The organism is Pseudomonas sp. TE4620, assembly GCF_056279045.1.
The window spans coordinates 1,030,059-1,044,586 of record NZ_JBWBQO010000001.1 but is presented as its reverse complement, the minus strand read 5'-3'; the positions used below and the strand labels follow the sequence as shown (position 1 = coordinate 1,044,586).

Genomic DNA, 14,528 nt, shown 5'->3' with positions numbered 1-14,528 from the left:
TTAAACGATTAAGGTATTGGCACATTGTACACAGCCGCAGGGATTTCTGCAGGTGCCGATGTCCTTTATAGCTACGCCTGCAAATTATCTGGCCACAACAACGAAAACATTATTTGCATTCTTTGTATACAAACGCATAATCCATCCGTGCAACTTCCTGACCCAGAAGTCAACAAACGGTCCGGTGGCCTGCCATCCCATCCGCCTCACAGAGCCCCCCAGTGCGTGCGCAGGACTGGTTCTGGAAAACAAGAAAAGACTTGAGGAGTACACGCTGTGGAAAGCCGCAAATCCGACGCCCCTACGCTGGATCTTGCCCCACCGCTCGAAACGAGCTGGCTGGAGCGGATTTTCAAACTCAAGCTACATGGCACCACCGTCAAAACCGAGATGATCGCCGGGTTGACCACCTTCATCACCATGGCCTACATCATTTTCGTCAACCCCAACATCATGGCCGATGCCGGCATCGATCACGGTGCGGCGTTTGTCGCCACCTGCATCGCTGCCGCCCTCGGCTGCCTGTTGATGGGCCTGTACGCCAACTGGCCGGTCGGCCTGGCACCGGGCATGGGCCTGAACGCCTTCTTTACCTACACCGTGGTCGGGACCATGGGCTACACCTGGGAAGCCGCGCTGGGCGCGGTATTTGTCTCCGGGGTGCTGTTCATGCTGCTGACTTTGTCGCGGGTGCGCGAATGGCTGCTCAACAGCATTCCGGTCAGCCTGCGCCATGCCATGGGTGCCGGCGTCGGATTGTTCCTCGGACTGATCGGTCTTAAAACCGCAGGGATTGTCGTCGACAGCCCGGCGACCCTGATCAAGCTCGGCTCGCTGCACGAGCCCGGCCCGCTGCTGGCAGCCATCTGCTTTCTGATGATCGCGGTGCTCAGCTACCACCGGGTGTTCGGCGCGATCCTGATCAGCATCATCAGCGTCACCCTCGCCGGCTGGGGCCTGGGCCTGGTCGAGTACGGCGGCTTGTTCTCGCTGCCGCCGAGCCTGGCACCGACCTGGATGGCCATGGATGTTGCCGGGGTGTTCAACGTCAGCATGATCGCGGTGGTGTTTGCCTTCCTCTTCGTGCACATGTTCGACACCGCCGGCACCCTGATGGGCGTGGCCCAGCGGGCCGGCCTGGTGAATGCCGACGGGCGCATCGAGAACCTGTCGCGGGCGCTTAAAGCAGACAGCGCCTCGAGCGTGTTCGGCGCGGTGGTTGGTGTACCGCCGGTGACCAGCTATGTAGAGAGCGCGGCAGGTGTCGCCGCCGGCGGCCGTACCGGGCTGACTGCGGTGGTAGTCGGCCTGTTCTTTATCGCCGCAATGTTCTTCGCCCCGCTGGCCGGGATGATTCCTGCCTACGCCACGGCTGGCGCGCTGATCTATGTGGCGATGCTGATGATGGGCAGCATGGCCCACATCAACTGGGATGAAGCCACTGACAGCATCCCGGCGATCGTCACCGCGATCATGATGCCGCTGACCTTCTCGGTCGCCGACGGCATCGCCCTGGGCTTTATCACCTATGTGGTGCTCAAGGCCGGGACCGGACGCTACAAGGAGATCTCGGCCAGCCTGTGGGTGCTGACGGCGATCTTCATTGCCAAGTTTGTGTTCCTGTAAACAAGGCGATTGCGAGACAAGGGCCTCACCTTCGGGTGGGGCTTTTTGTTGTGTGTGAGGGACCTATCGCGGGTCAAGCCCGCTCCTACACCCGCGATGAGGCCGCAGAAAAATCACAGGCAAAAAAAAGCCCGCAGTGTGAGCGGGCAAGGGACCTACGAAGATTCTTCTAGCGACCAACTAGCTTCCACGATAGGTCGAGTAACTGTACGGCGAGATCAACAGCGGCACGTGGTAGTGATCCTGTTCGGCGCTGATGCCGAAACGCAGTACCACCACGTCAAGAAAAGCAGGCTCGGGCAGTTGTACGCCGCGGGCACGGTAGTAGTCGCCGGCGCTGAACTGCAGCTGGTAAACGCCACTGCGGTAATCATCGCCTTGCAGCAGCGGTGCGTCGCAACGGCCATCGCTGTTGGTCAGGGTAGTGTTCACCAGTTCCAGCTGCTGGCCTTCGACCCGGTACAGCTCGACCTTGATCGAGCTGCCAGGGCAGCCATGAGCGGCATCCAGTACATGCGTGGTCAAACGTCCCATTGCTTGCTCGCCTCTGTTCTATCTGTGGGCAAAAAATACCCGCACGCCAGCGTCAGGAAGCCCGACAACGTGCGGCTGTCGGATTATTAAGACATTTTTCTATGAAATTGTACACAATAATTCGGTATTCTTTACTGGCACGCCGCTCATCCCCTGTAAATAGGCCATCAGTCGCAAAACCACGCCAATAGCCGACGCATCCGTCATTAGCTGACCGATCAGGCAGGTTTCTTGCAGGGCTCCTTATAGAGGTGGGAGTGGCCAAAAAGGCAAAGAAAAGCGAAAAAACAGGCTTACAAATCGCAAACAAAGTTGTATACAATCATTCCATCGTCGTGGCCGATACCCTACCCGGGTGCCCACGCCCTCCGTATTCACGTACAAGAAGGAAGACTGCAGTGAGCGCTGATTACCCTCGCGACCTGATCGGTTACGGCAACACCCCACCTCATCCGCGCTGGCCGGGGAATGCCCGCATTGCTTTGTCTTTCGTGCTCAACTACGAAGAAGGTGGCGAACGCAACATCCTTCACGGTGACAAAGAGTCCGAAGCCTTCCTCTCGGAAATGGTCGCCGCCCAGCCGCTGCAGGGCGCGCGCAACATGAGCATGGAATCGCTGTACGAGTACGGCAGCCGTGCCGGCGTCTGGCGCCTGCTCAAGCTGTTCAAGGACACCGGCGTACCGCTGACCATCTTCGCCGTGGCCATGGCCGCCCAGCGCCATCCGGACGTGATCCGCGCCATGGTCGAAGCCGGCCACGAGATCTGCAGCCACGGCTACCGCTGGATCGACTACCAGAACATGGACGAGGCCCAGGAACGCGAGCACATGCTCGAAGCCATCCGCATCCTCACCGAACTCACCGGTGAACGGCCGCTGGGCTGGTACACCGGCCGTACCGGGCCGAACACCCGGCGCCTGGTGATGGAGGAAGGCGGCTTCCTCTACGACAGCGACACCTACGACGACGACCTGCCCTACTGGGAACGCAACAACCCCACCGACAAGCCGCACCTGGTGATCCCCTACACCCTGGACACCAATGACATGCGCTTCACCCAGGTACAGGGTTTCAATTGCGGCGAGCAGTTCTTCCAGTACCTCAAGGACGCCTTCGATGTGCTCTACGAAGAAGGCGCCGAGGCGCCGAAAATGCTCTCGATCGGCCTGCACTGCCGCCTGATCGGTCGCCCGGCGCGCCTGGCTGCGCTCAAGCGCTTCGTCGAGTACGCCAAGAGCCATGACCAGGTCTGGTTCGCCCGGCGCGTGGACATCGCCCGTCACTGGCATGCCACCCACCCTTTCCAAGCCGAGAACGCCTAATGACCGCATTCAAGACCCTGAAGCCTTCGACCCTGGACCGCACAGCGTTTGTCGAAGCCTTCGCCGACATCTACGAACACTCGCCATGGGTTGCCGAAAAGGCCTACGACCTCGGCCAGTTGCACGAAGCCGACCAGATCGAAGCCCTGCACCAGCGCATGAGCGACATCCTCCTGAGCGCCGACCACGCCGCCCAGCTGGCGCTGATCAATGCTCACCCGGACCTCGCCGGCAAGGCCGCGATCCAGGGTGAGCTGACCGAATCGAGCACCAATGAACAGGCCGGCGCCGGTATTCACCAGTGCACCGCCGAAGAGTTCGAGCGTTTCACCGAACTCAACGATGCCTACAAAGAGAAGTTCAAGTTCCCGTTCATCATGGCGGTCAAAGGCAGCAACCGGCACCAGATCCTCGCCGCCTTTGAAAAGCGCATCCACAACTCGGTCGAGGCCGAGTTCAAGGAAGCGCTGGCGCAGATCAACCTGATTGCCCTGTTCCGCCTGCTGCAGCTTTAAGGGCGTCGACCGCCGGGCTGGCCCGAGTGCGCGACGCGAGCGTACCCAGGGCCTGACCGGCGCCACAACGGCACCCTCCACAACACAGAATAAAGAGAATCCGCATGCGCACTTTAGTGATTGAGCCCCTGAGCAAAGAAGCCTTCGCCCCTTTCGGTGACGTGATCGAAACCGACGGCAGCGACCACTTCATGATCAACAACGGCTCGACCATGCGCTTCCATCGTCTGGCCACGGTCGAAACCGCACAACCCGACGACAAGGCGATCATCAGCATCTTCCGCGCCGATGCGCAGGACATGCCCCTGACCGTACGCATGCTGGAGCGCCATCCGCAGGGCAGCCAGGCTTTCATTCCGCTGCTCGGCAACCCCTTTCTGATCGTGGTCGCGCCCGTTGGCGATGCACCTGTATCAGGCCTGGTCCGTGCCTTCATCAGTAATGGAAGGCAGGGCATCAATTACCATCGCGGCGTCTGGCACCACCCGGTGCTGACGATCGAAAAGCGGGATGACTTCCTGGTGGTTGATCGCAGTGGCACTGGCAACAACTGCGATGAGCATTTTTTCAATGAGGATGAGCAATTGATCCTCGCCCCCCACCAATAAGAGAAGACCTGAGCGCCCGGCTACAGGGTGCCAGGGTAGAGGTAAAGACTGTGGAAGCACATCTGTTGGAATGGCTGAACCTGAGCGTGCGTTGGGTTCACATGATCACTGGCGTGGCATGGATTGGCGCGTCGTTCTACTTTGTCTGGCTGGAAAACAACCTCAACCGGGCCAACCCGCGCGACGGTCTGTCCGGCGATCTCTGGGCGATTCACGGTGGCGGGATCTACCACCTGGAGAAGTACAAGCTGGCTCCGCCAAAAATGCCGGAGAACCTGCACTGGTTCAAATGGGAAGCCTACTTCACCTGGATGTCGGGTATCGCCCTGCTGTGCCTGGTGTTCTACTGGAACCCGACCCTCTACCTGCTGGCCCCTGGCAGCACCCTGAGCGGTGGTGAAGGGATTGCCATCGGTGTCGGTTCGCTGATCGCCGGCTGGTTCATCTACGACTTCCTCTGTGACTCGCCACTGGGCAAGCGCCCTGGCCTGCTCGGCCTGGTCCTGTTCGTGCTGGTCATTGCCGCCTGCTACGGCTTCAGCCAGGTGTTCAGCGGCCGCGGCGCGTACCTGCACACCGGCGCGATCATCGGCACCATCATGGTCGGCAACGTGTTCCGCATCATCATGCCGGCCCAGCGTCAGCTGGTGGCCGCCATCGAAGCCAACCAGACCCCCGACCCGCTGCTGCCAGCCAAGGGCCTGCTGCGTTCGCGACACAACAACTACTTCACCCTGCCGGTGCTGTTCATCATGATCAGCAACCACTTCCCGAGCACCTATGGCAGCCAGTACAACTGGTTGATCCTGGGCGGTATCGCGGTGGCTGCGGTGTTGGTGCGTCACTACTTCAACACCCGTCATGACAGCAACAAGTACGCCTGGACCCTGCCGGTCGGCGCCCTGGCGATGATCTGCCTGGCTTACGTTACCGGCCCTGCGCCGATGCCGACTGCGCCACAGCAGGCCGCCGCCAAGGTTGAGTACCAGCCGCTGCCGGAAACCGCCCTGGGTGGCAAGACCGCTGCCGAGAAAGCCGCCGAACAAGCTGCCGCCCCTGCCCAGCCAGCCGCCCCTGCTGCTGCCCCGGCCGAGGCCACCGCCAAGCTCGACGATGCCGGTTTCGACAAGATCCACAGCGTCATCCAGGAACGCTGCGCGGTGTGCCATTCGGCCAAGCCGACCAGCCCGCTGTTCAGCGCCGCCCCTGCCGGGGTGATGCTCGATACCCCGCAGCAGATCCAGCAACAGGCCGCGCGCATCCAGGCGCAAGCGGTAGCCACGCAGATCATGCCCCTGGGCAACATCACGCAGATGACCCAGCAGGAACGTGAACTGATTGGCGCCTGGGTCGCCAAGGGAGCACCGACCAACTAAGGCAGCCGCAAGCTGCCAGCTGTAAGCGGCAAGCAAAAAAAAGCTGCAAGCCAAGCGCGACCTCCTGCTTCTTCTTGAAGCTTGGCGCTTGAAGCTTGCAGCTCCAAGAATAAAAACAAAACCGAGGTGTTGCATGTCCGAGTCACGCAAGGCGTACATCCCTGTTGCGCCCCCACGACAGCCACTGCCCCTGTTCCAACTGTTCCTGGTGGGTCTGCAGCATGTGTTGCTGATGTACGGAGGCGCGATTGCCGTGCCGCTGATCATCGGTCAAGCCGCCGGACTTTCTCGTGAAGAAGTCGCTTTCCTGATCAATGCCGACCTGCTGGTCGCTGGTGTCGCCACCATCGTCCAGTCGTTCGGCATTGGTGCTGTCGGCATCCGCATGCCGGTGATGATGGGCGCAAGCTTTGCCGCGGTCGGCAGCATGGTGGCCATGGCCGGCATGCCCGGCGTCGGCCTGCAGGGGATTTTCGGCGCGACCATCGCCGCCGGCTTCTTCGGCATGGTCATCGCGCCGTTCATGTCCAAGGTGGTGCGCTTCTTCCCGCCCCTGGTGACCGGCACGGTCATCACCTCGATCGGCCTGTCGCTGTTCCCGGTTGCCGTCAACTGGGCCGGCGGCGGCGCCGATGCCGCACCCTTCGGCTCCCCCGTGTACCTGATCGTCGCCGGCCTGGTGCTGGCCACCATCCTGCTGATCAACCGCTTCATGCGTGGCTTCTGGGTCAATGTCTCGGTGCTGATCGGCATGGGCCTGGGCTACATCATTGCCGGCTCCATCGGCATGGTCGACCTCACCGGCCTGAGCGAAGCGCCCTGGGTCCAGGTCGTCACCCCGCTGCACTTCGGCATGCCGACCTTCAGCCTGGCGCCGATCCTGTCGATGTGCCTGGTGGTGGTGATCATCTTTGTCGAGTCCACCGGCATGTTCCTCGCCCTGGGCAAGGTCACCGACCGTGAAGTCACCCCGGGCATGCTGCGCCGCGGCCTGATGTGCGATGCCGGCGCATCGTTCGTGGCCGGCTTTTTCAACACCTTCACCCACTCCTCGTTCGCCCAGAACATCGGCCTGGTGCAGATGACCGGCGTGCGTTGCCGCTACGTTACGGTAGTTGCCGGAGGTTTTCTGATCCTGCTCAGCCTGCTGCCAAAAGCGGCGTTCCTGATTGCCTCGATTCCGCCAGCAGTACTTGGCGGCGCCTCGATTGCCATGTTCGGCATGGTCGCCGCTACCGGCATCAAGATCCTCCAGGAAGCCGACATCGCCGACCGTCGTAACCAGTTGCTGGTGGCCGTCAGCGTCGGCATGGGCCTGATCCCGGTGGTGCGCCCCGAATTCTTTGCACAGATGCCGCAGTGGATGGAACCGATCACCCATAGCGGCATTGCCATGGCCACCGTCAGCGCGTTGATCCTCAACCTGCTGTTCAACATCCTCGGTGGCGCCGAGCGCGCTGCCCACAACGATACCGCCCACCAGCACTGAGCCTTTGGGCGGCGCTTGCCGCCCGGCGTCACCCGAGCAACATGCAAGGCCGTCGACCCGTGGGAGCGGGTCGGCCGGGGCGCTTCGCGCCAAAAAACCGAAAACCAACAATAACAAAGCCGGGAATCACAACATGAAAGGCATCACCACTTCCCTCCTGCTGGGTAGCAGTCTGCTGGCCACCTTGCCAGCCGCCGCAGGGGACTTGCTGCTCTGGCACACCAACAGCCTCACCTACCTCTACGGCAAGGACTTCCAGGTCAACCCGGCGATCCAGCAGACGCTGACCTTCGAACACGCCAACAAGTGGAAGTACGGCGACACTTTCCTGTTCATCGACAAGATCTTCTACAACGGCGGTACCGACCGCAACAAAGGCAGCAACACCTACTACGGTGAGTTCAGCCCGCGGCTGTCGCTAGGCAAGATCTTCGATCGCAAATTCGAGTTCGGTCCGATCAAGGACGTACTGATCGCCATGACCTACGAGTCGGGCGAAGGCGACAACGAGGCCTACCTGATCGGCCCCGGCTTTGACCTGGCGATTCCCGGCTTCAACTACTTCACCCTCAACATCATGCAGCGCAACACCGAAGGCAGCCGCCCAGGTGATCGTGTCTGGCAGATTACCCCAACCTTTTCCTACACCATCCCCGTGGGCAAGTCCGACGTGCTGATCGATGGCTACATGGACTGGGTGGTGGACAACGATCAAACCCGGCGCGGCACCTACCACGCCAACCTGCAGTTCAACCCGCAGGTCAAATACGACCTGGGCAAGGCCCTGAACCTGGGCGCCAAGCAGTTGTACGTAGGTATCGAATACAGCTACTGGAAAGACAAATACGGTATCGAGAACAGTGGGAAGCTCGACACCAACCAGAGCGTTACCAGCGCCCTGGTTAAGGTTCACTTCTAAAAGCTGACCAAACGCACAGTTTTTGCCACACCTGCTCCAGGACGGAGCACTTGAGGACCGGCGCGCAAGCCAGTAATCTGCGCGCCCCCTCGCTCAGGGCAGGACGGATCCTGTCTGCGTTTGCTGACCGCTCAGTCAATGAATTCGGGCGGTTGGCAAGCGTCACGCCATCCAGCAATACCCTTTTCATCTGTTCAGTCTGACGTCGAGCAGGATTGTTGAGCCAGCCCCAAAAAGTTGGCCCAGCTCTTGCCAAACAGCTGTGGCCAATCGAAAAAAACTGACTCAGAAGACAAGTAATTACCCAAAAGGTGCCACACCAGAGCACCGACACAGAATCAATCAAGGGAGCAACTACGCGATGCGTATTACCAACAGCCTGATCCTCGCCAGCGGCCTGCTGGCGGCCAGCACCGGCGCCAGCGCCGGTGACCTGCTGCAATGGCAGAACAACAGCCTGACCTACCTGTGGGGCAAGAACTTCGCCGTCAACCCGTCGATCCAGCAGACCGTGACCTTCGAGCACGCCGATGCCTGGAAGTACGGCGACAACTTCATCTTCGTCGACAAGATCTTCTACAACGGCGACAAGGACTTCAACAACGGCCCCAACACCTACTACGGCGAGATCAGCCCGCGCCTGTCCTTCGGCAAGATCTTCGACCAGAAGCTGGCCTTCGGCCCGGTCAAGGACGTGCTGCTGGCCATGACCTACGAGTTTGGCGAAGGTGACACCGAGTCCTACCTGATCGGCCCGGGCTTCGACCTGGACATCCCGGGCTTTGATTACTTCCAGCTGAACTTCTACCAGCGCCACACCGAAGGCAGCCGCGCCGGTGACAACGTCTGGCAGATCACCCCGGTATGGTCCTACACCATTCCCGTGGGCAAGTCCGACATCCTCATCGATGGTTTCATGGACTGGGTCGTCGACAACGATGCCACCAGCCGCCGTGGTACCTACCACGCCAACCTGCACTTCAACCCGCAGGTCAAATACGACCTGGGCAAGGCGCTGAACTGGGGCGAGAAGCAGTTGTATGTCGGTTTCGAATACGACTACTGGAAGAACAAATACGGCATCAAGGACAGCGATGCCTTTGATACCGATCAGAACACGGCCAGCTTCCTGGTCAAAGCGCACTTCTGATCTGCACGAATACAAAGTTGCGCCCTGCATGGGCGCAACTTTTATAAGCAAGTCAAACTTCGGAAATCTCTTACATCAACTAAGGCATTTTCCTACAAACGAATTCAACCGATACTCGCGCGCCGCAGATTCAGACGCAGATACAAACCAGCAGCCGCAAGCCCCGGTGCAATAACCCCAAAAACCAACAGACTGAATAACACCGCCCGGTGATCGATCAGGCGCAGTACATCTGCCAACAGGATTCCCAGGCAGACCAGCACGCCCAGCCCAGCCACGCCCAGGCAACTGCCCGGCACAGCAGCAAAGCGACGCCTGCGCGCGCAAAGCAAAACCATGACGCAAAGGCTGGTCCAGGCCAATGCAGTGGCCATGTACAAGCCCAGGTGAAAGACATCGTAGGTCAATGTTCTGAAGGGCATTCATGGGCTCCTTATTTAGTTATCAGGGGCGATTATCATTAGCGCCTCGTGCGCATCCTTGCGGCATGAAAGAACTATCACTATAAACTACAGACAAACTTCTTCACTGCATTTATTTGACAATTTTTTCTCATTTCAAGCGTTAGTTTGCCGCCCCACCTCCCCTGCAATAACAAGGCAAACGCCATGCACGCTACACGCTCAGCGCCGGTGCGCTATCTACTGCTATTAACGTCGTTGTGGTTGGTTATTTTCTTACTGACAAGAAGCGCCCTGTACTTCACTCACCTGAGTGAAGCCGGGGGGCATTTTTTCTCGATCTTTACCACCGGCCTGGTCTATGACCTGGGCTTTCTGATTTATGCCGCCCTGCCCCTGGCCGTCTACCTGCTGCTGTGCCCGGCGCCGCTATGGCGGTTGCGGGCGCATCGCGGGTTGCTGCGAGTGGTGATGTTCGCCAGCGTATTCATCATGTTGTTCGTCGCCGTTGCCGAATGGCTGTTCTGGGACGAGTTCGGCGTGCGCTTCAACTTTATCGCCGTGGACTACCTGGTGTACTCCGATGAGGTACTGAACAACATCCTCGAGTCCTACCCCATCGGCCTGATTCTCAGCGTACTGGCACTGGTCGCGCTGGTAGTGACCCTGGCAATTGCCAAACCGTTGCGCCAGGCCCTGGATGCACCTTTGCCCAGTTGGCGTAAACGCCTTGCCAGCCTTGCTGGCCTGGCACTGCTGGCTGGCAGTTGCGCGCTGTTGATCAACCAGGACATGCCCCGCGGCCAGGGTGGCAATGCCTACGCCCGCGAACTGGCAAGCAACGGGCCGTACCAGTTCTTTGCCGCGTTTCGCAACAACGAACTGGACTATTCACAGTTCTACGGCAGCCTCAGCGAAAGCGAATCCACCCAGTTGATTCGCGCCGAACTGCAAGAACCCAATGCACGCTTCGTCGATCAGGAACCCATGGGCATTCGCCGGGAAATTACTGCCTCGGGCAGCCCGCGCACGCCGAATATCGTCCTGGTTACCATCGAGAGCCTGAGCGCCAAGTACCTGGGCAGCAACGGCGATACTCGCAACCTTACCCCCAACCTCGACGCACTGCGCAAGCAGAGCCTGTACTTCAACAACTTCTATGCCACCGGCACGCGCACCGACCGCGGTCTGGAGGCGATCACCCTGTCGATGCCGCCAACGCCCGGGCGTTCGATCGTCAAGCGCATCGGCCGTGAAAGCGGCTTCGCCAGCCTTGGCCAGCAACTGGCCGAAGTCGGCTATGACAGCGTGTTCGTCTACGGCGGGCGCGGCTATTTCGACAACATGAACGCGTTTTTCAGCGGCAACGGCTACCGGGTCGTCGACCAGAGCAGCGTTGCCGAAGCCGACATCAGCTTCAAGAATGCCTGGGGCATGTCCGATGAAGACCTGTACACCCAAGCGCTAAAACTGGCGGACGCCGACCACGACAACCAGGTGCCGTTCTTCCTGCAACTGATGACCACCTCCAACCATCGTCCCTACACCTACCCCGATGGCCGTATCGATATTCCATCAGGCAATGGCCGCGACGGCGCGGTGAAGTACACCGACCATGCCATCGGGCGCTTTTTGCAACAGGCCCGCAGCAAACCCTGGTTCGACAACACCCTGTTCATCTTTGTCGCCGATCACACGGCCGGGAGTGCCGGCAAGGAGGACCTGCCGGTCAGCAACTATCAGATCCCGCTGTTCATCTACGCCCCGAAGCTGATCGAAGCGCGCGAGGAGTCAAAACTGGCCAGCCAGATCGACCTCGCACCGACCCTGCTGGGCCTGTTGAACATGAGCTACACCTCGACCTTCTTCGGTCGCGACCTGATGCTCGATGACCGCCTGCCACCGCGGGTACTGATCGGAAACTACCAGCACCTGGGCCTGTTCAACGGCCAGGACCTGGCCATCCTCAGCCCGCGTGACGGCTTGCGCCGCCACAACCAGGCGCTGGGTGAAAGCCAGGAAGTGAACAGCAGCACCAGTGACCCGTTGATCCAGCGCGCAATCGCCTACTACCAGGTCGCCAGCTACGGTTTCACCCACCACCTGCTCGACTGGCTGCCCGCAGCCAACGAGCGCACAGCACTGAAGAACTGATCGAACCTTGCGGCATCAGGCTCTGGCAGCACGCCAGAGCTTGCCGATGACCGCCACCACCGCCAGTACCGCGGCGCCGGCAAGGATACCGACGCCGGCGTTGAGCAAGGCGCCGGTCAAGGCGCCGCCGCGGCCTGCGCTGAAGGCTTCAATGGCATGGTGCAGCGGCGCCACGCCGTGCACCAGAATCCCGCCACCGACCAGAAACATCGCCGCCGTGCCGATCACCGACAGGCTTTTCATCATGTACGGCGCCGCGCGCAGGATGCCGTTGCCGATCGCCTTGGCGGCGCTGGAAGCCTTCTGGGTCAGCCACAGGCCCAGGTCATCGAGCTTGACGATGCCGGCCACCAGGCCATAAACACCGATGGTCATGACAATGGCGATGCCCGAGAGCACGATGATCTGCTGGGTCAGCGGCGCATGGGCGACCGCGCCCAGGGTGATGGCGATGATCTCGGCCGAAAGGATGAAGTCTGTGCGCACCGCGCCCTTGATCTTGCCTTGCTCGAAGGCCACCAGGTCGACTGCTGGGTCCGCCACCGCCTCGGTCAGCGCCGCATGCTCGGCCTGGTCTTGCTCCTTGCTGTGGAGGAACTTGTGCGCGAGCTTTTCGAAGCCTTCAAAGCACAGGAACGCACCGCCGACCATCAGCAGCGGCGTCACCGCCCAGGGGATGAAGGCGCTGATCAACAGCGCCGCCGGCACCAGGATCAGTTTGTTGAGGAACGAGCCCTTGGCCACCGCCCAGACCACCGGGATTTCCCGCTCGGCGCGCACGCCTGTAACCTGCTGGGCATTGAGCGCCAGGTCGTCGCCCAGCACCCCTGCGGTCTTTTTTGCCGCGACCTTGGTCATTACCGAGACATCGTCGAGTACCGTGGCGATATCGTCGATCAATACCAGAAGACTGCTTCCTGCCATGTTTGCCTGATTCCAGCGGGTTGAGAGGGCCACAGTCTAGCTCAAAGTCGCCACCTTGAGCCGCTTGCGAACCCGGTGCTACCATGCGCAACCGCCCTCCCAGGCCCGGGTGCCGCCAGCGGCCAGACACGAGGAACAGCGTCAACCATGAGCAGCATTCGCGAGCGCAACAAAGAACTGATCCTGCGCGCGGCCAGTGAAGAGTTTGCCGACAAGGGCTTCGCTGCCACCAAGACCAGCGACATCGCGGCCAAGGCCGGCCTGCCCAAGCCCAACGTCTATTACTACTTCAAGTCCAAGGAAAACCTCTACCGCGAGGTCCTGGAAAGCATCATCGAACCGATCATGCAGGCGTCGACACCGTTCAATGCCGACGGCGATCCCAAAGAAGTGCTGAGCGCCTACATCCGCTCCAAGGTGCGCATCTCCCGCGATCTGCCGTTCGCCTCCAAGGTGTTCGCCAGCGAGATCATGCACGGCGCGCCGCACCTGAGCCCGAGCCAGGTCGAGCAGCTCAACGACCAGGCCCGGCACAACATCGAGTGCATCCAGGCGTGGATCGACCGCGGCCAGATCGCCCCGCTCGACCCGCACCACCTGATGTTCAGCATCTGGGCCGCGACCCAGACCTACGCCGACTTCGACTGGCAGATCTCGGTGGTCACCGGCAAGGCCAAGCTCGATGACAGCGATTATGAAGCGGCGGCGCAGACCATCATTCGTTTGGTGCTCAAGGGCTGTGAGCCGGACGCTTGATCGGTAGTGCATCCATCGCGGGTCAAGTCGAGTCGTCGCACCGCCGCTCCCACAGAGTCAGGTGATTGTGGGAGCGGCGGTGCGACGACTCGACTTGACCCGCGATACATTTTAAGCCGCTACACCGGCATCCGCCGTCAACCCCGCCTCTTCGATCGCACTGATCGCGCACTGCTCGTCGATATCCGACGTATCGCCACTGATACCGATCGCCCCCAGCACCACGCCCTGCTGATTACGAATTAGCACCCCACCCGGCGCCGGCACCACCGGGCTTTGACCCAGGCCATTGAGCGCGGCGAAGAACGCCGGGCGCTGTTGCGCGTCCAGCGCCAGCAGGCGCGAGCCCTTGCCCAGGGCAATTGCGCCCCAGGCCTTGCCCATCGCCACTTGCGGGCGCAGCAGGCTGGCGCCGTCTTCACGCTGCAGGGCCAGCAGGTGACCGCCGCTGTCCAGCACCGCCACGGTCAGCGGCGCGGAGGAGATCTTGCGCCCGGCCACCAGCGCAGCGTTCACCAGGCTGACAGCGACTTTCAGGGTCAAAGCGTTCATGGAAAGGTCCTCTTGTTGTTAGAAGCCCGAGGGCAGGTGTAAAAATCAATAGAACAAATAGAACACAATGGCGAATGTTTTTGTATACAATAATTTCGACGCGATGAACCAATTCTGACGAAACGCCATTTTTAAAGGCTTCCCGACGAAAGCGCCGATCGCCGATGAAAATGGATTGACCAGAGTCGCCTGGCGTGAA

Annotated in this window: 14 protein-coding genes; 10 read left to right on the top strand and 4 right to left on the bottom strand. The window is 60.5% G+C overall.

Annotated features, from left to right (window positions below; genetic code table 11):
• Positions 1-276 precede the first annotated feature (276 nt).
• Positions 277-1,626 (top strand): NCS2 family permease, encoded by a 1,350-nt coding sequence (locus ACZ9A3_RS05015; protein WP_045200426.1) that lies wholly within the window; start codon positions 277-279, stop codon positions 1,624-1,626.
• Between the two features lie 180 nt (positions 1,627-1,806).
• On the opposite strand, the gene uraH is transcribed toward ACZ9A3_RS05015, so the two are convergent.
• Positions 1,807-2,160, bottom strand: a complete 354-nt coding sequence (uraH, locus tag ACZ9A3_RS05010; RefSeq protein WP_010225132.1) for a hydroxyisourate hydrolase — start codon at positions 2,158-2,160, stop codon at positions 1,807-1,809.
• A 398-nt stretch (positions 2,161-2,558) separates the two neighbouring features.
• On the opposite strand from uraH, the gene puuE reads away from it, so the two are divergent.
• From puuE to ACZ9A3_RS04975, 7 genes are all read left to right on the top strand, one after another.
• Entirely contained in the window at positions 2,559-3,485 is a 927-nt protein-coding gene (gene puuE, locus ACZ9A3_RS05005; RefSeq protein WP_045200424.1) for an allantoinase PuuE, read from the top strand.
• Complete coding sequence (gene uraD / locus ACZ9A3_RS05000) at positions 3,485-4,000, top strand: 2-oxo-4-hydroxy-4-carboxy-5-ureidoimidazoline decarboxylase (protein ID WP_045200422.1); 516 nt, start codon at positions 3,485-3,487, stop codon at positions 3,998-4,000. The genes puuE and uraD overlap by 1 nt, the downstream gene beginning before the upstream one ends.
• A 104-nt stretch (positions 4,001-4,104) precedes the next feature.
• Positions 4,105-4,608, top strand: coding sequence for an ureidoglycolate lyase (locus tag ACZ9A3_RS04995; protein WP_045200421.1), 504 nt, complete (start codon positions 4,105-4,107; stop codon positions 4,606-4,608).
• Positions 4,609-4,658: 50 nt separating this feature from the next.
• Positions 4,659-5,984, top strand: coding sequence for a urate hydroxylase PuuD (locus ACZ9A3_RS04990; protein WP_045200420.1), 1,326 nt, complete (start codon positions 4,659-4,661; stop codon positions 5,982-5,984).
• A gap of 133 nt (positions 5,985-6,117) precedes the next feature.
• Entirely contained in the window at positions 6,118-7,473 is a 1,356-nt protein-coding gene (locus tag ACZ9A3_RS04985; protein WP_476252193.1) for a nucleobase:cation symporter-2 family protein, read from the top strand.
• 133 nt (positions 7,474-7,606) lie between these two features.
• Positions 7,607-8,392, top strand: a complete 786-nt coding sequence (locus ACZ9A3_RS04980; protein ID WP_045200416.1) for an outer membrane protein OmpK — start codon at positions 7,607-7,609, stop codon at positions 8,390-8,392.
• A gap of 361 nt (positions 8,393-8,753) precedes the next feature.
• Positions 8,754-9,542, top strand: coding sequence for an outer membrane protein OmpK (locus ACZ9A3_RS04975; protein ID WP_045200414.1), 789 nt, complete (start codon positions 8,754-8,756; stop codon positions 9,540-9,542).
• Positions 9,543-9,646: 104 nt separating this feature from the next.
• On the opposite strand, the gene ACZ9A3_RS04970 is transcribed toward ACZ9A3_RS04975, so the two are convergent.
• Positions 9,647-9,964 (bottom strand): hypothetical protein, encoded by a 318-nt coding sequence (locus ACZ9A3_RS04970; RefSeq protein ID WP_093385491.1) that lies wholly within the window; start codon positions 9,962-9,964, stop codon positions 9,647-9,649.
• Positions 9,965-10,150: 186 nt separating this feature from the next.
• Here ACZ9A3_RS04970 and ACZ9A3_RS04965 point away from each other — a divergent pair, with 186 nt between their 5' ends.
• The gene (locus ACZ9A3_RS04965) at positions 10,151-12,097 is read left to right on the top strand and encodes an LTA synthase family protein (protein ID WP_258716621.1); all 1,947 of its coding nucleotides are present in this window, start codon (positions 10,151-10,153) and stop codon (positions 12,095-12,097) included.
• 15 nt (positions 12,098-12,112) lie between these two features.
• Here ACZ9A3_RS04965 and ACZ9A3_RS04960 read toward each other — a convergent pair whose 3' ends face one another.
• Positions 12,113-13,021 (bottom strand): DUF808 domain-containing protein, encoded by a 909-nt coding sequence (locus ACZ9A3_RS04960; RefSeq protein WP_258597094.1) that lies wholly within the window; start codon positions 13,019-13,021, stop codon positions 12,113-12,115.
• A 147-nt stretch (positions 13,022-13,168) separates the two neighbouring features.
• On the opposite strand from ACZ9A3_RS04960, the gene ACZ9A3_RS04955 reads away from it, so the two are divergent.
• Positions 13,169-13,777 (top strand): TetR/AcrR family transcriptional regulator, encoded by a 609-nt coding sequence (locus tag ACZ9A3_RS04955; protein ID WP_010225109.1) that lies wholly within the window; start codon positions 13,169-13,171, stop codon positions 13,775-13,777.
• A gap of 111 nt (positions 13,778-13,888) precedes the next feature.
• On the opposite strand, the gene ACZ9A3_RS04950 is transcribed toward ACZ9A3_RS04955, so the two are convergent.
• On the bottom strand, positions 13,889-14,329 hold the full coding sequence (locus ACZ9A3_RS04950) for a GlcG/HbpS family heme-binding protein (RefSeq protein ID WP_045200407.1): 441 nt from the start codon (positions 14,327-14,329) through the stop codon (positions 13,889-13,891).
• Positions 14,330-14,528 lie beyond the last annotated feature (199 nt).

Excerpts from the sequence above, each read along its gene's own strand:
- ACZ9A3_RS04955 (WP_010225109.1), top strand. The coding sequence starts at position 13,169 with ATGAGCAGCATTCGCGAGCGCAACAAAGAACTGATCCTGCGCGCGGCC.
- ACZ9A3_RS04970 (WP_093385491.1), bottom strand. The coding sequence starts at position 9,964 with ATGCCCTTCAGAACATTGACCTACGATGTCTTTCACCTGGGCTTGTAC.
- ACZ9A3_RS04965 (WP_258716621.1), top strand. The coding sequence starts at position 10,151 with ATGCACGCTACACGCTCAGCGCCGGTGCGCTATCTACTGCTATTAACG.
- ACZ9A3_RS04975 (WP_045200414.1), top strand. The coding sequence starts at position 8,754 with ATGCGTATTACCAACAGCCTGATCCTCGCCAGCGGCCTGCTGGCGGCC.
- ACZ9A3_RS04995 (WP_045200421.1), top strand. The coding sequence starts at position 4,105 with ATGCGCACTTTAGTGATTGAGCCCCTGAGCAAAGAAGCCTTCGCCCCT.
- ACZ9A3_RS04960 (WP_258597094.1), bottom strand. The coding sequence starts at position 13,021 with ATGGCAGGAAGCAGTCTTCTGGTATTGATCGACGATATCGCCACGGTA.
- ACZ9A3_RS04980 (WP_045200416.1), top strand. The coding sequence starts at position 7,607 with ATGAAAGGCATCACCACTTCCCTCCTGCTGGGTAGCAGTCTGCTGGCC.
- uraH (WP_010225132.1), bottom strand. The coding sequence starts at position 2,160 with ATGGGACGTTTGACCACGCATGTACTGGATGCCGCTCATGGCTGCCCT.
- ACZ9A3_RS04985 (WP_476252193.1), top strand. The coding sequence starts at position 6,118 with ATGTCCGAGTCACGCAAGGCGTACATCCCTGTTGCGCCCCCACGACAG.
- ACZ9A3_RS04950 (WP_045200407.1), bottom strand. The coding sequence starts at position 14,329 with ATGAACGCTTTGACCCTGAAAGTCGCTGTCAGCCTGGTGAACGCTGCG.
- uraD (WP_045200422.1), top strand. The coding sequence starts at position 3,485 with ATGACCGCATTCAAGACCCTGAAGCCTTCGACCCTGGACCGCACAGCG.